This window comes from Mycobacterium sp. GA-2829 (assembly GCF_001499965.1).
GTDB lineage: Bacteria > Actinomycetota > Actinomycetes > Mycobacteriales > Mycobacteriaceae > Mycobacterium.
Genome location: NZ_LQIT01000002.1, coordinates 51,627 through 69,450, shown reverse-complemented (window position 1 = coordinate 69,450; position 17,824 = coordinate 51,627). Strand labels below are relative to the sequence as shown.

Sequence of the window (17,824 nt, the reverse complement as noted above, 5' to 3'; positions counted from 1 at the left end):
GGAACGAAGACCGGCGGCCGAGCGGCGACCCGCCCGGCGGGGCGGCAGCGATACGACTGCGATACGACAGGGCCCCTGTCTCTTCCGTAGACTTCGTCCTTGTGTCATTCGCCGATGCGACGATCAAACGGCTGCCGCGACCGTTGCGGCCGTTCGCCGAACGGCACCACGAGCTGATCAAGTTCGCGATCGTCGGCGCGACCACCTTCGTCATCGATTCGGCGATCTTCTTCACGTTGAAGCTGACGATCCTCGAACCCAAGCCGGTGACCGCCAAGATCATCGCCGGGATCGTCGCGGTCATCGCCTCCTACATCCTCAATCGGGAGTGGAGTTTCCGCGACCGCGGTGGACGTGAGCGACATCACGAGGCCCTGTTGTTCTTCGGATTCAGCGGTGTGGGCGTGCTGTTGAGCATGCTCCCGCTGTACTTCTCGAGCTACGTGCTGGGCCTGCGGGTGCCCGAGGTCTCGCTGACCGTCGAGAACATCGCCGACTTCATCTCCGCCTACATCCTGGGCAACCTGCTGCAGATGGCGTTCCGGTTCTGGGCGTTCCGGCGCTGGGTCTTCCCGGACGAGTTCGGCCGTGCCCCGGACAAGGCGCTGGAGTCCACGCTGACCAGCGGTGGTTTCGCCGAGGCCATGGAGGACGTCGCCGAACACCACACCGGTGCGGCCCCCGAAGAGCCGACGGGCACCGTCACCCCGCTGCGCCGGTCATCCCGGCGATCCGATCAGCTCGGTGACTCCTCGGACCCCAGGGTGTCGAAGACTTCGTGATACAGCAGTGAATGCACGTGTTCCACGCGCGGGATGTCGTGGAACTCGAGCGGATCCTGCGCCGCTGATTCGATGACCAGCGTCCCGGTGCGCAGGATGCGGTCGAGCAGACCGTGCCGGAACTCCACACTGTTGATCCGCGCGAGCGGGATGTCGATACCCGACCGGGTGAGCAGTCCGTGCCGGAACATCACCCGGCGGTCGGTGATGACGAAGTGCGTCGTCCACCAGTTCAGGAACGGCCACACCGTCAGCCAGCCGATCAGCACCAGCCAGATGCCGGCGATGACCAGGAAGATCACGTTCTTCGCGGTGGCGTCCCACGCGAGGGTGTTGACGTAACCCGCGATGAACGCGGCGGCCGCGCAGGTGAACAGCAGGACCAGCACCGCACCGGTCAACCGCTTCCAGTGCGGATGCCGGTGCAGCACCACCTGTTCGTCTCTGGCCAGCACGTTGTCGGGGTAACCCACGGCAGCACTGTACTCAGCGGTGGGGTCGGCCGACGGCTATCGCTCAGTACGCGCCGGAGTGGCCGAGCATCGCCTTCACGGTCTTGAACGCGATCTGCAGGTCGGAGATCATCGACCAGTTCTCGACGTAGAACAGGTCGAGGCGCACCGAGTCCTCCCACGACAGGTCCGAACGCCCGCTGACCTGCCACAGACCGGTGATCCCCGGCCGCACCAACAGGCGGCGCTTGACGTGGTCGTCGTAGGTCTTGACCTCGCGCGCCAGCGGCGGACGCGGCCCGACGACGCTCATATCGCGCTTGAGGACGTTGATGAACTGCGGCAGCTCGTCGATGCTGAACTTGCGCAGGATCCGGCCCAGCGGGGTGACGCGGGGATCCTCGCGGATCTTGAACAGCACCCCGCCTTGGCTCTCGTTGAGCGCGGCCAGTTCCGGCAGCATCCGGTCGGCGCCCTGGACCATGGTGCGGAACTTGATCATCTCGAACGGCTGACCGTCGAGGCCGATGCGCTCGGACCGGTAGAAGACCGGGCCCTTGCTGGTGAGCTTGACCGCGATCGCGACGGCGATCAGGATCGGCGAGCCGAGCAGCAGCACGGTGCTGGCGAAGACCATGTCGAACAGCCGCTTCTGGAAGCGCTTGGCGCCGTTGTACTGCGGCTTCTCGACGTGGATCAGTGGAAGTCCGGCGACCGGCCGCATGGTCAGCCGCGGGCCTGCGACGTCGACGACGCCGGGCGCGACTAGCAGGTCGATGTCGAGCTTCTCCAGCTCCCAGGACAGGTTGCGCATACCGCGGCCGTCGAGCCGCTCGGTCGCGGTGACCGCGACGGCGTGGCTCTTGGTGGCGGTCACCGCGCCGACGACGTTGGTCTCGTCACCGAAAGTGGGGATGGCGCCGACGCCGGGGACCTCGATGCTGGGTTTGGCGAATCCGCTGGGCACGCAGGCCCCGACCACGAGGTATTCCGACTTCGATTCGCGGGCAAGCGATCTGGTGAGATCGCGGATCGCGTGCGGGTTGCCGACCACGAGGAGGCGGGTGATGCAGCGGCCATACTTCTCCCGCAGCGAGCCGACGACCTGGCGGGCGATCCACCGGAACAGGACCAGGGTGACGAGCCCGATCGGCAGCGCGATCATCAGGTAGCCGCGGGCGATGTTGAGCTTGAAGAGCATGGAGACGATGGCCACGCCACCGAACACCGCGAGCGTGGCGAGCCACACCCGCCGGTACTCCTCGGCGCCCGAACCGATCACCCGGGGCGATCGCGCACGGTTGATGGACATTGCCAGCATCCACGCCACGGCGATGATCACCGAAAGCAGCGAATACGCGAGATTCGGATAGGTGTCCGTCTCACCCGGCAGGCTTCCGAAACGAAGCCACTGAGCTGCGCCGACGGCGAGGATGACGGCGACGAGATCCAGGACGACCAGGCGACGCGCATAGCCGCGCTGCCAGAGTGGCACCCTCCCCGGCTCGGCTACCACCTTTGCTGTCAAATCAAGATCGTCATTCACCGCGGTCATGCGGTCCCCCCCAGTGTTCAATTACTCCCGCCCGACTCTAACCGACTTCACATGATCATCTCAAGACGATCACGATCGCGCGCGGCGGACCGATAATTCGTTTGTAAATTCGTGTTTCGCCGCCCGTCACCGAGGCGTCCCGACGCCCGGCGCAGCCGCCGAGGCGCCCGCACGCTGCATGATCCACTCTCAGTGCCCGCATAGATTGACTTACGCTAGCGTCAATGGCAAGATCTTGCGGGCGCAAGAGAATCTCGGCCACCGCATCATGCCCGGTGTTATTCCGATACCCGGCGAGGTGCGGCACTATTCGCGCATTCCGATTTTCATTTCGCATTCCTCGCATAAAGCGCTACGCGTTGCTGCGGTGACCTGCGACACTTCGATGCGTTTGCTGGACAACTCGGCTCACACGAGGGGTAGACACACGCCCGACCTGCGACTTTAAGGACCGGCTGTCCGATTTCTAAGGGCATCGTGAAAGTGGCCGCGGCGGGGTCTATAGCATCACTGCCATGACGAGCGTGACGGATCCTTCCGCGCCCTCCGGCGCCCACGAGATCGACATCCACACCACCGCAGGCAAGCTGGCCGATCTGCGCAAGCGAGTCGAGGAGGCACAGCACCCGGTGGGCGAGGCCGCCGTGGAGAAGGTGCACGCCAAGGGCAAGCTGACCGCCCGTGAGCGCATCCTCGCCCTGCTCGACGAGGACTCGTTCGTCGAACTCGACGCGCTCGCCAAGCACCGCAGCAAGAACTTCGGGCTCGACAAGAACCGGCCGACCGGCGACGGCGTGGTGACCGGCTACGGCACCATCGACGGCCGCGAGGTCTGCATCTTCAGCCAGGACGCCACCGTCTTCGGCGGCAGCCTCGGCGAGGTCTACGGCGAGAAGATCGTCAAGGTGCAGGAGCTGGCCATCAAGACCGGCCGCCCCCTGATCGGCATCAACGACGGCGCAGGCGCCCGCATCCAGGAGGGTGTGGTCTCGCTGGGCCTCTACAGCCGCATCTTCCACAACAACATCAAGGCCTCCGGCGTGATCCCGCAGATCTCGCTGATCATGGGCGCCGCGGCGGGCGGGCACGTCTACTCCCCCGCGCTCACCGACTTCGTGATCATGGTCGACAAGACCAGCCAGATGTTCATCACCGGCCCCGACGTCATCAAGACGGTCACCGGTGAAGAGGTCACCATGGAGGAGCTGGGCGGCGGCCACACCCACATGGCGAAGTCGGGTCTGGCGCACTACGTCGCCTCCGGTGAGCAGGACGCCTTCGACTACGTCCGCGACCTGCTGTCGTACCTGCCTCCGAACAACCACGCCGATCCGCCGCGCTACCCGTCGTCCGCGCCGGTGGGCCCGATCGAGGAGACCCTCACCGACGAGGACCTCGAACTGGACACGCTGATCCCGGACTCGCCGAACCAGCCGTACGACATGCACGAGGTCATCACCCGGATCCTCGACGACGACGAGTTCCTGGAGGTCCAGGAGGGCTACGCGAGCAACATCGTCGTCGGCTTCGGCCGCATCGACGGCCGCCCGGTCGGCATCGTGGCCAACCAGCCCACCCAGTTCGCCGGCTGCCTCGACATCAACGCCTCCGAGAAGGCCGCGCGCTTCGTGCGGACCTGCGACTGCTTCAACATCCCGATCGTCATGCTCGTCGACGTCCCGGGCTTCCTGCCCGGCACCGAGCAGGAGTACAACGGCATCATCCGCCGCGGCGCCAAACTGCTCTACGCCTACGGCGAGGCCACCGTCGCCAAGATCACCGTCATCACCCGCAAGGCCTACGGCGGCGCGTACTGCGTCATGGGCTCCAAGGACATGGGCTGCGACGTCAACGTCGCGTGGCCGACGGCGCAGATCGCGGTCATGGGCGCCTCGGGTGCGGTCGGGTTCGTGTACCGCCAGCAGCTCAAGGAGGCGGCCGCCAAGGGCGAGGACGTGGACGCCCTGCGTCTGCAGCTGCAGCAGGAGTACGAGGACACGCTGGTCAACCCGTACATCGCCGCCGAGCGCGGCTACGTCGACGCGGTCATCCAGCCCTCGCACACCCGCGGCTACATCGCCACCGCACTGCGACTGCTGGAACGCAAGATCACCCAGACGCCGCCCAAGAAGCACGGCAACATCCCCCTGTAGATCGCCGGCTGAGGAGCAACGCACATGTCGCAGGACACCGACATCACCGAGGTCAGCGATCACCGTCAGCTGACCATCGACCTTCCGCCCGCCCCCGATCCGCACATCCAGGTGCTCAAGGGGCAGCCCTCCGACGAGGACATCGCCGCGCTCGCGGCTGTGCTCGCCGGTGCGGGTGGCGGACACGCCGAACCGGGCCCGCAGGAGTTCAACCCCTGGGGTCATCCGGTGGGCAAGCTGCGCTACGACGTCACCAGCTGGCAGCGGGTGACGCTGTTGGAGCGCACCCAGATGAGAAGGTGACCAGGCTCGTCCTGGGCTCCGCGTCGACGGGCCGGCTGCAGGTGTTGCGCCAGGCCGGAATCGACCCGCTGGTCGTCGTCTCCGGCGTCGACGAGGATGCGATCGTCGCGCGCCTCGGTGCCGCGGCACCACCGGACGAGGTGGTGTGCGCGCTGGCGGAGGCGAAGGCCGCCAGCGTGGTCGAGGCGCTCCCTGCCGACGTCGCGGCCGACTGCGTGGTCGTCGGCTGCGATTCCATGCTGCTGCTCGACGGCAGGCTCACCGGCAAACCCGGTACGGCGGAAGCCGCGCGGGCACAGTGGCAGGCGATGGCCGGACACAGCGGGCACCTCTACACCGGGCACTGCGTCGTCCGGGTGCGCGAGGGCGTCGCCGACGCGCCTGACGTCGAGGCGGCGGCCACCACCGTGCGGTTCGGCACGCCGGACCCGGCCGATCTCGACGCCTACATCGCCAGCGGCGAACCGCTTGGCGTCGCAGGCGGTTTCACCCTCGACGGCCTCGGCGGGTGGTTCCTCGACGGCATCGACGGCGACCCGTCGAACGTCATCGGGCTGAGCCTGCCGCTGGTGCGACGGATGCTGGAGCGGATCGGCCTGTCGGTGCCCGCGCTCTGGACCCGCTGACCAGGCACCCGACACCGTGCCATCCGGCGGTAGGCTCGTTTCCGTGCCGCTGCCACCTGATCCCAGCCCGAAACTCGCCGACTACGCCCACCCCGAACGCCTGGTCACCGCCGACTGGCTGGCCAGCAACCTCGGCCGGCCGGGGCTGGCCATCGTCGAGTCCGACGAGGACGTCCTGCTCTACGACACCGGCCACATCCCCGGCGCGGTGAAGATCGACTGGCACGTCGACCTCAACGATCCGAACGTGCGCGACTACATCGACGGCGAGCAGTTCGCCGCGCTGATGGACCGCAAGGGCATCGGCCGCGACGACACCGTGGTGATCTACGGCGACAAGAGCAACTGGTGGGCGGCCTACGCCCTGTGGGTGTTCACGCTGTTCGGTCACCCCGACGTCCGCCTGCTCGACGGCGGCCGCGATCTGTGGATCTCCGACGGCCGCGACACCACGCTCGACGTGCCCAACAAGCAGACCAGCGGCTACCCCGTCGTCGAACGGGACGACGCCCCGATCCGGGCCTACCGCCAGGACGTGCTGGGGATCCTGGGCAAGCAGCCGCTCATCGACGTCCGCTCCCCCGCGGAGTACACCGGTGAACGCACCCACATGCCGGACTATCCCGAAGAGGGTGCGCTGCGCGGCGGGCACATCCCCACCGCGCGGTCGATCCCGTGGAGCAAAGCCGCCAAGGACAACGGGCAGTTCCGGTCCCGCGCCGAACTCGAGGAGCTCTACAGCTTCCTGCAGCCCGACGACGAGACCGTCGTGTACTGCCGCATCGGCGAACGCTCCAGCCACACCTGGTTCGTGCTGACCCATCTGCTCGGCCTGCCGGGCGTGCGCAACTACGACGGTTCGTGGACCGAATGGGGTAACGCCGTGCGCGTGCCCGTCGCGGTCGGACCCGATCCGGGTGAGGCGCCCGCGTCGTCATGACCATGCCGGCCGCTCTCGCCGAGGTCGTCTCGGAATTCCAGGAGGTGCAGGGGCAGGACAAGCTGCGCCTGCTCCTGGAGTTCGCCGACGAGCTGCCCGCGCTGCCCACCGAGCTCGAAGAGGCGGCGATGGAGCCGGTGCCCGAATGCCAGTCGCCGCTGTTCCTGCACGTCGACGCCGCCGACCGTGACCGGGTGCGGCTGTACTTCAGCGCACCCGCCGAGGCGCCGACCACCCGCGGGTTCGCGGCGATCCTGGCCACGGGGCTCGACGAACAGTCGGCCGGTGACATCCTCGCCGTACCGGACGATTTCTACACCGAGTTGGGGTTGGCCAAGCTGATCAGCCCGCTGCGGCTGCGCGGGATGTCGGCGATGCTCACGCGCATCAAACGCCGCCTGCGCGACGCCTGAGCGCTGAAACCCGCCGAGACCGAGCGGCTCGAGGCTCCACCCCTACAACGCGAGTGCGCGGGGCGGCCCAGCGAGACTCGCTTTCGCCTCGGCTCCCAACGGGTCCAGGATCTCGACCTCGCCGGCTTCGAGGCCGTCGAGTGCCAGCCGGACGAGATCAGCGGGGTCTGTCACTGTGCCGTCGGGGAATTCGATGCCCTGACGTTCCGCGAAGTCGTAAAGCGTCGGCGTGCCCACCAGGCCGGGCACGAGCGCAACGACCTGAGTCCCCTGTGGGGCCAGTTCGACTCTGACGCCATTCGTCAATCCCCACTGCGCCGACTTGGCGGCCGCGTAGGCCGTGTTCCCGTCGACGGTGTTCCACGCCACCGCCGACAGGACGTTGAGGATCGCTCCCCCACCGTTGCGGGCAAGGATCGGCGCGAACGCGCGGATCATCGCGAGGGTGCCGTAGTAGTTCGAGTCCATCGTCGACCTGATCGCGCGTAGGTCTGCGGTCAGCAGGTTGCCACCCGCGGTGTCAGCGGCGTTGTTGATCAGCAGGTTCACATCGCCGGCCAGTGCGGCGACCGCGTCGACCGATGACTGGTCGGTGATGTCGAGGCGGATTGCTTCCACGCCGGGAACGGTCACTAGCTCGGGACGGCGTGCCGTGGCGTAGACCCTGGCACCGCGCTCGACCAATTCCGCGGCGAAGTGATGCCCGATACCCCGATTCGATCCCGTCACCAATGCGGTCGCTCCCTGAATTTTCATGTGCCCCTTCTCCTCTCGTGCACCACAGCGAAGATGACCGTTCGGTCAAGTTCGACTTGCAAGGCTGGCACAACATGACCAATCGGTCAACTTGATAGCCTCGGAGCCATGAGCACCAGGAGCCGACCGGCGCGCGCGGATGCAACGCGAAATCGCACCTTGGTGTTGGCCGCGGCCGAGGATGAATTCGCCGAGCGGGGCCTCGCCGCATCAGTGGCCGATATCGCCCGCCGAGCCGGGGTCGCGAAAGGCACGGTGTTCGCACACTTTTCGACGAAGGAAGATCTGATCGCCGCCATCGTCTCCGGGCATATCGCGGTGCTCGCGGACGCCGCGCGGCGGCTGGCCGATTCGCCGGACGCGGGCGCAGCGCTGTTGGAGTTCCTCACCATCGCCGCCGACCAGCGCCAGCGGCACGATCTGACCTTCCTGCAGTCGGCAAGTGACGGCGACCCCAGGGTGACCGAGGCGCTTGACGCACTGCACACGAACCTTGAAATCCTGGTGGATCGCGCACGCACCGCGGGCGCAATTCGTGCCGACATCACCGAGGCCGACGTCTTTCTCATGATGTGCGCACCCATTCACATCGTCGAAAACCTCGCGGCCCCATCGCCGCTGCTCTGGCAGCGCTACCTGGCGATCATCTTCGACGGTCTACGCCCCGATGGCGCGCATCCGCTGCCCCAACCGGCGCCTACCACACCCTGACCTCAACGGCTCCTGGAGAACGCGCGGCTCACCGGCTCGGCGAGATCACCACCCGGGAAGGTGCCACACCGCCGAACCGCGTCATCGCCAACCCTATGGGCGGGTGACGGGGTCACCGCGCACCAATCGTTCGCGGCCGATCGACGAACTTACCCGCGAGTAACCGATACCGCCTACCAAGCGCCACAGGCACGCCGCTTAAACTCGCCCATTAGATTCTCAAGACGTTCTTAAGTACGTGCCCGAAAGGCATATCAGCAGGAGGCGAAGTGGCCAGTCACGCCAGCTCGAAGATCTCCAAGGTGCTTGTCGCCAACCGTGGGGAGATTGCGGTCCGGGTCATCCGGGCCGCCAAGGACGCCGGGCTGCAGAGCGTGGCCGTCTACGCCGAACCCGACGCCGACGCACCCCACGTGCGGTTGGCCGACGAGGCGTTCGCACTGGGCGGGCAGACCTCGGCGGAGTCCTACCTGGTGTTCGAGAAGCTCCTCGACGCCGCCGAGAAGTCCGGCGCCAACGCGATCCACCCCGGCTACGGCTTCCTCTCCGAGAACGCCGACTTCGCCCAGGCCGTGATCGACGCCGGGCTGATCTGGATCGGGCCCAGCCCGCAGTCGATCCGCGATCTCGGTGACAAGGTCACCGCCCGCCACATCGCCGCCCGCGCCCAGGCGCCGCTGGTGCCCGGCACGTCGGATCCGGTCAAGGACGCCGACGAGGTCGTGGCCTTCGCCAAGGAGTACGGCGTGCCGGTGGCGATCAAGGCCGCGTTCGGCGGCGGCGGCCGCGGTATGAAGGTCGCCCGCACCATCGAGGAGATCCCCGAGCTGTACGACTCGGCCGTGCGTGAGGCCGTCGCGGCGTTCGGCCGTGGCGAGTGCTTCGTCGAGCGCTACCTGGACAAGCCGCGCCACGTCGAGGCGCAGGTGATCGCCGACCAGCACGGCAACGTCGTGGTCGCCGGTACCCGTGACTGCTCGCTGCAGCGCCGGTTCCAGAAACTGGTCGAGGAGGCCCCGGCGCCGTTCCTGACCGACGCCCAGCGCAAGGAGATCCACGAGTCCGCCAAGCGCATCTGCAAGGAGGCCGGCTACTACGGCGCAGGCACCGTGGAGTACCTGGTGGGCCAGGACGGGCTGATCAGCTTCCTCGAGGTGAACACCCGTCTGCAGGTCGAGCACCCGGTGACCGAGGAGACCTCGGGCATCGACCTGGTGCGCCAGCAGTTCCGCATCGCCAACGGCGAAGCGCTCGCCATCACCGAGGACCCGACCCCGCGCGGTCACTCGATCGAGTTCCGGATCAACGGTGAGGACGCCGGCCGCGGCTTCCTGCCCGCCCCCGGCCCCGTGACGAAGTTCGAACCGCCCACCGGCCCCGGCGTGCGCCTGGATTCGGGTGTGGAGTCCGGTTCGGTGATCGGCGGTCAGTTCGACTCGATGCTCGCCAAGCTGATCGTCACCGGCGCCACCCGCGAGGAGGCCCTGGAGCGCTCACGCCGGGCGCTGGCGGAGTTCAACGTCGAGGGCCTGGCCACCGTCATCCCCTTCCACCGCGCGGTGGTGTCCGACCCGGCGTTCATCGGCGACGAGAACGGCTTCACGGTCCACACCCGCTGGATCGAGACCGAGTGGAACAACACCATCGAACCGTTCACCGGCGGCGACCCCATCGACGAGGAGGACACCATCCCCCGTCAGAAGGTCGTGGTCGAGGTCGGTGGCCGTCGCCTCGAGGTGTCGCTGCCCGGTGACCTGGTGCTCGGCAACGGCGGCGGCGCCGCCGCCCCGGGTGTCGTGCGCAAGAAGCCCAAGCCGCGTAAGCGTGGTGCGCAGGGCGGCGCGGCCGCGTCCGGCGATTCGGTCACCGCGCCCATGCAGGGCACGGTCGTCAAGGTCGCTGTCGAGGAGGGCCAGCAGGTCTCCGCGGGTGATCTGGTCGTGGTGCTCGAGGCGATGAAGATGGAGAACCCGGTGACCGCGCACAAGGACGGCACGATCACCGGACTCGCCGTCGAGCCCGGCGCCGCCGTCACCCAGGGCACGGTTTTGGCAGAAATCAAGAGCGAGGGCGAGTAACCGCCCCGACAACCCCTTCCCGGCGCAGTCCGTTCGGCCACGAGCCGACGGACTGCGCCGGTTTTTTCGCAGGTCAGAGCGGTTTTACGGGGCGCCGCGAGGGCGACTTTGGTTTTCGGATTTTGCTGTGATCTTGAGACACGCACAGCTTGGGGCACCCTCCGCGCCCGTCCTTCGCGCAATTACTGAGGGTTGGTTATGTAATGCGCTCTTTACACAGGCAAAGGTGAGTCGGACTACCGACCGGTGCCCCGAATTGGTCGGGTCGGTTCGTTGCCGAACCGGACCATCGGCGCGCACCATGCTCACACCTCCGCACGCGGGCGTTACCGACGGCACCGAATCGGCAACGTGGGCGCCCATCGAAAACGCTTGTTGTCAGCGGTTTTCGAGTGCCGACGCGACGCTCCGGCGAACGGCGCCGCAGCCCGGTGAGCGATATGCGAAAGCGCACAATTCGCGCGGCGAGCAACGCGTGATCTTTTGCCCGGAACCGGGAATACCCACCACATCGCGTCGCCGCAGCGAACAACAACAGGGCCGTCCCGAATTTGCCTCAACGTCAGCGGGGCGCGCCAAGTTAACGACCAATCCTCTCGATTGCCTCTAAGGTTTCCCTCAGGTACAGTTTGCTACGTGTCCGCAAGGGCCAGGCAGGGATGGTCATTGGCGGCGGCGCTCCGTCGTCAGGCACCAGGTGACGAGGCAGAAAAGGGACAAACGCCTCACCATCGAAGGGGGAGCGGTCCCGCTTCTCCGGCGATCGCCGGAGGAGCGGGGCGCCGCAACGTCACGGCGCCACCGACGCCCGCAGGACTCCGGGACCGGTAGGGCCCAACACGGCGCCGATGTCCTCGAGCGCCACCGGATCGGACACCACCACCCGCCACGGGTACTTGTCCCGGGTCCGGTCCAGGAACCCGACCGCCCGCTGGAGGTGCCGCGGTTCGTAGTTGTGCACCCCGGTGACCGTCCACCAGTTGCGCACCACGCGTTCCGGGTCGAACGACACCGACCTGCTCGGCATCACCGAACCCGCCATGACCAGCACTCCCCCGATGTCCAACCGCTCGGCGGCGGCTTCGACCATCTCCGGAGCGCCGGTGTAGTCGATGGCGACGTCCACCGGTCCCCCGGCGTCCGGTTCGGCACCGAACATCGCCGCCAGCCGCAGCCGCTCGGGATCGCGATCGGTGCTCAGCACGTGTGCGCCCGCATCGGCGCACGCGGCGGCCGCGGTGACACCGAGCATCCCGGCGCCGCAGATCAACACCCGCCGGCCCGCGACCACACCCGCGGCCTCGAGGGTCGCCAGCACCGTCGCGGTGGCACATGCCGCGGGTGCGGCGATCCGGTCGTCGAGGCCGTCGGGCACCCGCACGACCGTGACCCCGGCGGGTAACGCGATGTACTCGCTGTAGGCGCCGGACAGCGGCCAGTCCCCCTCGAACGGTTCGTGGCCCACCTTCCGCACCGCCACACACTTGGCCGTGCGGCCCGCCAGGCAGCGTCCGCAGCGTCCGCACGCGGCGGTCACCGACCACACCACCCGATCGCCTGCATCCAGGCCTCGCCGCGGATCGGCCACCACGACCTCGCCGACGGCCTCGTGTCCCAGCACGCTGGGGCACGGTCCGGTCCGCCGGCCCGCGACGGTGTGCAGATCACTGCCGCACACGGTCGCCAGCCGGACCCGCACCAGCAGGCTGTCGTCGGCCGGCATCCGCACCTCGCGAATCTCGACACCGCGACCCGTCCAGACAGCGGCGCGGCTCACACCAGGCGTGCGCGGATCCACCCGGACAACCTCTCGATCGCGTAGACCACGACGAACACCACCAGCACGATCGCGCCCGCCACGTCGAAGTTCAGTGTGCGGATCGACTCGAACAGCAGATATCCGATGCCACCCGCCCCGACGATGCCGAGGATCGTGGACGTGCGGATGTTGACGTCGAGCAGGTAGAGGCTCGACCCGACCATGGCGGGCATCGACTGCGGGACGACCGCGGCGAACAGCGTCTTCCACCAACCGCCGCCGACCGACCGCACGGCCTCCATCGGGCCGGGGTCGATCTCCTCGACGGCGTCGGCGACCAGTTTGGCCAGGAAGCCGATGGATCCGAGCGCCAGCGCGCACGTACCCGCGACCGGGCCGAGGCCGAGCGCGGCGACGAAGACCACCGCCAGGATCAGCTCCGGCACCGCGCGGATCACCACGATCCACGCGCGGGCGGGCCAGTAGCACCACGGGTGCGGGGTGACGTTGCGTGCCGCCAGCAGACCCACCGGGATCGACAGCACGACACCGATCGCCGTCGCCACCACGCCGATGGCGACGGTCTGCACCGCCGCGTCGATCAGGTCCGTGCCCACCGCACCGAAGTCCGGCGGCACCATGCGGGCGAACACCTCGAGCGACGGACCGATCCAGGTCACCAGCTCCCACGGGTCGATCTCGAGCACGACGAGGGCGGCGACGGTGGCGCCGGCGAGCACACCGCTCATCGCCATCCGCGCGGCACGGTCGCGGCGCGGATTCGACGCCGACGGGGTGAGCAGCACCCGCCGCACCCCGACCGCGACCACCTCCATCGCGGCGATGATCGCGAGGATGACCAGCACGATGCCCAGCGCCCGGGGGTACACCAGACCGCGCAATGCGTCCTGCAGTGCGAAACCGATCCCGCCCGCCCCGACGAAGCCGAGCACCACCGACATCCGCAGGTTGATGTCGATGCGGTAGACGAACGCCCCGATCCACGCCGGAACGACTTGCGGTAGAACGGCATTGACCATCTCACGCACGTAGCCGGCGCCGGTGCTGCGGACCGCTTCGCGCGGACCGGGATCGCTCTGTTCGATCGCGTCGGCGAACAGCTTGCCCAGCATCCCGATCGAATGCAGGGCAAGCGCCAGGATGCCCGGCAGCACACCGATGCCCAGCGCGCGGACGAACAGCACCGCGAACAGCAGGTCCGGCATCGCGCGGCAGAACGTGATGACCGCCCGGGCGACGGTGTGCACGACGGGGTGCGGGGTGGTGTTGCGGGCGGCCAGGAACGCCAGCGGCGCCGACGCGATCGCGGCGAGCACCGTGCCGAGCACGGCCATCAGCAGCGTTTCGACCGCGAGCCCACCGATGCGGCCGGGGTCGTCGAGGCGGGGCGGCAACATCCGTCCGATCAGCCGCGCGACCTCGTCGAGCCCGTCGAACAACGCGGCGGGTGCGAAGCCGATGTACCACGCACCGGCCAGCGTCGCGAGCACCGCGCCGATCGCCACCCACTGCACCGGCCCGGGCGCCGGCAACCGCCGCGTCGGCTCGGCGTCCCGATCCTGTTGCGCCAGTGCGGTGTTCACGCCAACCTGGTCGCCACGTCGGTGTCCGACGGATCGACCCGGCGGTAGATTCCCAGCACGTCCTCGCGGTTCATCCCCACCGCGGGCCGGTCGAGCACCTTGCGCCCGTTGCGCAGTCCGACCAGCCGGTGCGCCCAGCCCAGCGCGAGGTCCACCTGATGCAGCGTGCACACCACGGTGAGCTTCTCCTCGATACACACGCGGAACAGCAGATCCATGACCACCCCGGCGTTCTCCGGGTCCAGCGAGGCGACCGGTTCGTCGGCGAGCAGCAGCGCGGGCCGCTGCATCAGCGTGCGCGCGATCGCCACCCGCTGCTGCTGACCGCCGGAGAGCGTGTCGGCGCGCCGGTCGGCGAAGTCGGCCAGGCCGACCCGGTCGAGATGGCCGAGGGCGGTCTCCCGCATGGTGCGTGGATAGGTCAGTGCGCCGTAGCGCGGCAGGCGCAACCGGCCGAGACCGCCGATGAGCACGTTCTCCAGGCAGCTGAGCCTGCCGACGAGGTTGAACTGCTGGAAGACGAAACCGACCCGGCGGCGCAACGCCCGCAGCTCGGCCTGCGTCGCGGTGTCCACCCGTGTCCCGCCGACGTTGATCTGACCCGACGAGACCGGGTGCAGCCCGTTGAGGCACCGCAGCAGGGTCGACTTGCCGGAGCCGGAAAGCCCCAGCAGCACCAGCATTTCGCTGCGGTGCACGTCGAGGGACACGTCGTCGAGGGCGAGCGTGTCACCGAAGCGCTTGCTGACGTCGCGCACGGCGACGACCACGTCGTCGCCGGCGACCGTCTGGTCGGGGTCCACCGGTCAGGCCTTGCACTTCTCGGATCCGGTGACCTCGCAGACCTTGCGCACCCCGTCGTAGGCCGAGTCGTCGACCGGCACCACACCCCAGGCGCGTTCGTCGGTGATCAGGCAGCCGTCGCCCTCGCAGAAGCCCTCGGCGGCCATCACGTTTCCGTTGGCCTTCTCGGTGAAGATGGTCTCGAGCTTGTCGATGGTCTCGGCGCCGAGCGAATCGTTGGCCGCGAACACCGATCCGGCGATCATCTCCGACTTCCACACGGTCTTCAGGTCGCCGGGCGCGAGATCACTCTTTTCGACCATGGTTTCGTCGACCATGCTGTCGAACGCGAAGCCTGCGTCACAGTCGCCGTTCTTGATGGCCAGCGCGGAGGCGTCGTGCCCGCCCGCGTAGATCGGTGTCATCGCCTTGGAGATGTCGGCCTCCGAACCTGATGCGATCACGCCGGCCTCGATCAGACCCGCGGTCGGGTACAGGAATCCCGAGGTGGAGCCGGGGTCGACGAAACAGACCTTCTTGCCTGTGAAGTCGGTGAGACCGTTGACCGCCGCGTTGTCGGAGCGCGCCAGACCGTAGGACTGGTAACCCGGTTCGGCGCCCTCCTCCTCGATGACGGCGCCGAGCGGGGTGAGGTGGGCGCCGTTGAGCCCGGCCACCACGTAGGCGAACGGCCCGAAGAATGCGAGGTCGACGTTGTCGGCGATCATCCCCTCCACGACTCCGGCGTAATCGGAGGCCTGGACGAACTCGATCCTGGCGCCGGTCTCCTTCTCCAGCAGGGCGATCAGCGGGTCGTAACTGGCGCGCATGTCGGCGGAGTTCTCGGCGGGTACGGCGGCCAGCGTGATCGTGTCGGGAAACCCGTTGTCGTTCGAGGTGGTCTCGGGACCCGAGCAGCCGGAGAGCACCAGGGCACCTGCGGCACAGGCGGCCCCGACGGCAAAGGGTATACGGCGAGAGAGCATGGTCGGCAATCCTTTTCGAGGTTTCAGGTGAGCAGGAGTTCGGGGAGCTGTGCGACGGAGTCGAGGACGTGCGTGGCGCCCGCGGCGCGCAGCGCGGCTTCGTCGTGGGCGCCGGTGAGCACACCGGCGACGAGGCCCGCGCCGGCCCGCAGCCCGCTGACGATGTCGTTCGACGTGTCGCCGACCACGGCGACCCCGCGGACGTCGTCGACGCCGGCCTGCATCAGCGCGGTGAGCACGAGGTCTGGGTAGGGCCGGCCGCGCACGCCGGGTCCGGGAGCGAGCACGAGATCGGCGATCGCGGACCAGCCCAGTGCGGTGAGGATGCGGTGCTGGGTGGCCGGACTGAATCCGGTGGACAGTGCCACCCGGACGCCGGCGCCGCGCAGCGTCGAGATCGCCTCCGCGGCACCGTCGATCGGATGCACGCCGCCGTCGACGTAGTGCTCGTAGGCCTTCTCGAAGGCGGTGTTGGCCTCGCGGGCCCGGTCCTCGGTGCCGAACAGGGCGCGGAAGACCTCGATCTTCGACTGCCCCATGGTGTCGAACACATAGCGGCGGGCGTTGTCGCGTTCGGGGCCGTCCTCCGGGACGCCGACGGCCGTCGCGGCCTCGTCGAAGGCGCGGATCACGAGCCCGTCATCGCGAACCGTGGTGCCCGCCATGTCGAGGACGACGAGTTCTGTACGCATGCAGTCACTTTCTGATGTGTTGTGGTCCAATGTCTTCCGCCTATCGAAACGGCCGGTGAACAGCTGCCGTCGGATCGGTCTATACCAATCACCAGCCGAGTAGTGCAGCCGTCTGCTCGGCGATCGCAGGCCCGAGCGTCATCCCGCGGCCACCGGGTCCGGTCACCACGTGCACGGCGGGGTCGGGCGACCGGCGGCACACCAGCTCGCCGGGGTCGACGCACTGGCTGTAGACCCCTGCCCACCGTCGCCGGACCGGCGGCAACGCGCGGCCCAGCAGTTCCTCGACGAGCCCGGCGAGGTAGGCGTACGGGTCTTCGGACACGTCGAAGGTGAACGGTTCGGTGTATTCGTGGGTGTCGCCGATGGTGAGACCGCCGTGGACGCGCTGTACGCAGAGCAGCTGCATGTGGTGCTGTTCGGCGACCGGATCCTGCGGCTGAGTGCGGGTGAGGGTGTCGACCGCCGCACCGGCGAAACCCGGGTAGTAGCGCATGCTGTCGCCGTCGGCGATCGAGGTGGTCAGCGGCTCGCCCAGCGGCGCGGTCTGCATCATCTGCAGCCGCACCCGGCGCACCGGCAGCTCGCCCGCGAGTTCGCGGACCAGCCCGCCGTGCGCCGCGCCGGCACACACGACGACGCAGTCGGCGTCGTGGCGGCGGCCGTGGTCGTCGCGCACCCCATGCGCGTCCACGACGCGCGCCTCGGTGGACGGCAGGAACGTGTACCTTCCCGACGCGGCCAGATGTGCGCGCATCGCGGGCAGTGCCTGCCGGGACTCCACGGTGGCGTCTTTCGAACACGCCAGCGCGGCAAGGAACTTTCCTCGCAGCGCCGGGTTCACCGCGCGGGCCTGTTCGGCGTCGACGACGGCGAAACCCCGGGCCGCGGCGTCGGGCCGCGCGGCGACCTCCTCCGCGACCGCGACCTCCGCAGGCGTGCGCAACAGGGTCAGCGACCCGTTGGCGCGGAATCCGATACCGGGTACCGCCGCCCCGAGCTCCTCCCAGAGTTCACGGGCGCGCAGTGCGGCGTCGAGTTCGCCGCCGGTGCGCCCGGATACCCACACCAACCCGAAGTTGCGCACCGTCGCGCCGCGCGCTTCCGGTTCCCGCTCGAAGTGGACGACCTGATGACCCCGGCGGACGGCTTCCCAGGCATGGGTGGTGCCGAGGATGCCGCCGCCGATGATGTTGACCCGCATGGGCACGCACCTTTCTGACGTCCGGCG

General features: G+C 68.3%; 17 protein-coding genes. 8 read left to right on the top strand and 9 right to left on the bottom strand.

Annotation, left to right across the window (positions count from 1 at the left end):
- The first annotated feature begins 101 nt into the window (after nucleotides 1–101).
- On the top strand, nucleotides 102–782 hold the full coding sequence (locus AU194_RS02180) for a GtrA family protein (RefSeq protein ID WP_059087587.1): 681 nt from the start codon (nucleotides 102–104) through the stop codon (nucleotides 780–782).
- Here the strand turns inward: AU194_RS02180 and AU194_RS02175 are convergent.
- Complete coding sequence (locus AU194_RS02175; protein WP_059087586.1) at nucleotides 737–1,255, bottom strand: PH domain-containing protein; 519 nt, start codon at nucleotides 1,253–1,255, stop codon at nucleotides 737–739. The two genes, AU194_RS02180 and AU194_RS02175, sit on opposite strands and share 46 nt — an antisense overlap.
- Nucleotides 1,256–1,298: 43 nt before the next feature.
- On the bottom strand, nucleotides 1,299–2,789 hold the full coding sequence (locus tag AU194_RS02170; RefSeq protein WP_059087585.1) for a sugar transferase: 1,491 nt from the start codon (nucleotides 2,787–2,789) through the stop codon (nucleotides 1,299–1,301).
- A 515-nt stretch (nucleotides 2,790–3,304) separates the two neighbouring features.
- Between AU194_RS02170 and AU194_RS02165 the strand changes: the two genes are divergently transcribed.
- The 5 genes from AU194_RS02165 to AU194_RS02145 are packed head-to-tail and all read left to right on the top strand — an operon-like array spanning nucleotide 3,305 to nucleotide 7,224.
- Entirely contained in the window at nucleotides 3,305–4,942 is a 1,638-nt protein-coding gene (locus tag AU194_RS02165) for an acyl-CoA carboxylase subunit beta (RefSeq protein WP_059087584.1), read from the top strand.
- A 24-nt stretch (nucleotides 4,943–4,966) separates the two neighbouring features.
- Nucleotides 4,967–5,245 carry an acyl-CoA carboxylase epsilon subunit gene (locus AU194_RS02160; RefSeq protein WP_059087583.1) on the top strand — a complete coding sequence of 93 codons (279 nt, stop codon included), beginning with the start codon at nucleotides 4,967–4,969 and terminating at the stop codon, nucleotides 5,243–5,245.
- Nucleotides 5,242–5,871: a nucleoside triphosphate pyrophosphatase gene (locus AU194_RS02155; RefSeq protein ID WP_059087582.1), complete on the top strand. Its 630-nt coding sequence runs from the start codon at nucleotides 5,242–5,244 to the stop codon at nucleotides 5,869–5,871. The genes AU194_RS02160 and AU194_RS02155 overlap by 4 nt, the downstream gene beginning before the upstream one ends.
- 43 nt (nucleotides 5,872–5,914) lie before the next feature.
- Entirely contained in the window at nucleotides 5,915–6,811 is an 897-nt protein-coding gene (locus tag AU194_RS02150) for a sulfurtransferase (RefSeq protein WP_059087581.1), read from the top strand.
- Nucleotides 6,808–7,224, top strand: a complete 417-nt coding sequence (locus AU194_RS02145) for a SufE family protein (RefSeq protein ID WP_059087580.1) — start codon at nucleotides 6,808–6,810, stop codon at nucleotides 7,222–7,224. Before AU194_RS02150 ends, AU194_RS02145 begins: the two co-directional genes overlap by 4 nt.
- A 42-nt stretch (nucleotides 7,225–7,266) precedes the next feature.
- Here AU194_RS02145 and AU194_RS02140 read toward each other — a convergent pair whose 3' ends face one another.
- Complete coding sequence (locus tag AU194_RS02140) at nucleotides 7,267–7,980, bottom strand: SDR family NAD(P)-dependent oxidoreductase (RefSeq protein ID WP_059087579.1); 714 nt, start codon at nucleotides 7,978–7,980, stop codon at nucleotides 7,267–7,269.
- A 108-nt stretch (nucleotides 7,981–8,088) separates the two neighbouring features.
- Between AU194_RS02140 and AU194_RS02135 the strand changes: the two genes are divergently transcribed.
- Together AU194_RS02135 and AU194_RS02130 are read left to right on the top strand one after the other, a co-directional pair.
- Nucleotides 8,089–8,691, top strand: a complete 603-nt coding sequence (locus AU194_RS02135) for a TetR/AcrR family transcriptional regulator (protein ID WP_059087578.1) — start codon at nucleotides 8,089–8,091, stop codon at nucleotides 8,689–8,691.
- Between the two features lie 269 nt (nucleotides 8,692–8,960).
- Nucleotides 8,961–10,769 (top strand): acetyl/propionyl/methylcrotonyl-CoA carboxylase subunit alpha, encoded by a 1,809-nt coding sequence (locus AU194_RS02130; protein ID WP_059087577.1) that lies wholly within the window; start codon nucleotides 8,961–8,963, stop codon nucleotides 10,767–10,769.
- Nucleotides 10,770–11,559: 790 nt separating this feature from the next.
- On the opposite strand, the gene AU194_RS02125 is transcribed toward AU194_RS02130, so the two are convergent.
- The 6 genes from AU194_RS02125 to AU194_RS02100 all read right to left on the bottom strand — a co-directional run bounded on the left by AU194_RS02125 (nucleotide 11,560) and on the right by AU194_RS02100 (nucleotide 17,797).
- Nucleotides 11,560–12,567, bottom strand: coding sequence for a zinc-binding dehydrogenase (locus tag AU194_RS02125; RefSeq protein ID WP_059087576.1), 1,008 nt, complete (start codon nucleotides 12,565–12,567; stop codon nucleotides 11,560–11,562).
- Nucleotides 12,543–14,120 carry a phosphonate ABC transporter, permease protein PhnE gene (phnE, locus tag AU194_RS02120; RefSeq protein ID WP_369804016.1) on the bottom strand — a complete coding sequence of 526 codons (1,578 nt, stop codon included), beginning with the start codon at nucleotides 14,118–14,120 and terminating at the stop codon, nucleotides 12,543–12,545. The genes AU194_RS02125 and phnE overlap by 25 nt, the downstream gene beginning before the upstream one ends.
- An 8-nt stretch (nucleotides 14,121–14,128) precedes the next feature.
- Nucleotides 14,129–14,935 (bottom strand): phosphonate ABC transporter ATP-binding protein, encoded by an 807-nt coding sequence (phnC, locus tag AU194_RS02115; protein WP_059087574.1) that lies wholly within the window; start codon nucleotides 14,933–14,935, stop codon nucleotides 14,129–14,131.
- A 3-nt stretch (nucleotides 14,936–14,938) separates the two neighbouring features.
- Nucleotides 14,939–15,901, bottom strand: coding sequence for a phosphate/phosphite/phosphonate ABC transporter substrate-binding protein (locus AU194_RS02110; protein ID WP_059087573.1), 963 nt, complete (start codon nucleotides 15,899–15,901; stop codon nucleotides 14,939–14,941).
- Nucleotides 15,902–15,924: 23 nt separating this feature from the next.
- Complete coding sequence (locus AU194_RS02105) at nucleotides 15,925–16,593, bottom strand: phosphonatase-like hydrolase (RefSeq protein WP_059087572.1); 669 nt, start codon at nucleotides 16,591–16,593, stop codon at nucleotides 15,925–15,927.
- Between the two features lie 88 nt (nucleotides 16,594–16,681).
- Nucleotides 16,682–17,797, bottom strand: coding sequence for a TIGR03364 family FAD-dependent oxidoreductase (locus AU194_RS02100; RefSeq protein WP_059087571.1), 1,116 nt, complete (start codon nucleotides 17,795–17,797; stop codon nucleotides 16,682–16,684).
- Nucleotides 17,798–17,824 lie beyond the last annotated feature (27 nt).

Bases quoted from the DNA above. Each gene is read 5' to 3' on its own strand.
- AU194_RS02100 (WP_059087571.1), bottom strand. From the start codon at position 17,797: ATGCGGGTCAACATCATCGGCGGCGGCATCCTCGGCACCACCCATGCC.
- AU194_RS02140 (WP_059087579.1), bottom strand. From the start codon at position 7,980: ATGAAAATTCAGGGAGCGACCGCATTGGTGACGGGATCGAATCGGGGT.
- AU194_RS02135 (WP_059087578.1), top strand. From the start codon at position 8,089: ATGAGCACCAGGAGCCGACCGGCGCGCGCGGATGCAACGCGAAATCGC.
- AU194_RS02170 (WP_059087585.1), bottom strand. From the start codon at position 2,789: ATGACCGCGGTGAATGACGATCTTGATTTGACAGCAAAGGTGGTAGCC.
- AU194_RS02105 (WP_059087572.1), bottom strand. From the start codon at position 16,593: ATGCGTACAGAACTCGTCGTCCTCGACATGGCGGGCACCACGGTTCGC.
- AU194_RS02160 (WP_059087583.1), top strand. From the start codon at position 4,967: ATGTCGCAGGACACCGACATCACCGAGGTCAGCGATCACCGTCAGCTG.
- AU194_RS02145 (WP_059087580.1), top strand. From the start codon at position 6,808: ATGACCATGCCGGCCGCTCTCGCCGAGGTCGTCTCGGAATTCCAGGAG.
- AU194_RS02165 (WP_059087584.1), top strand. From the start codon at position 3,305: ATGACGAGCGTGACGGATCCTTCCGCGCCCTCCGGCGCCCACGAGATC.
- AU194_RS02110 (WP_059087573.1), bottom strand. From the start codon at position 15,901: ATGCTCTCTCGCCGTATACCCTTTGCCGTCGGGGCCGCCTGTGCCGCA.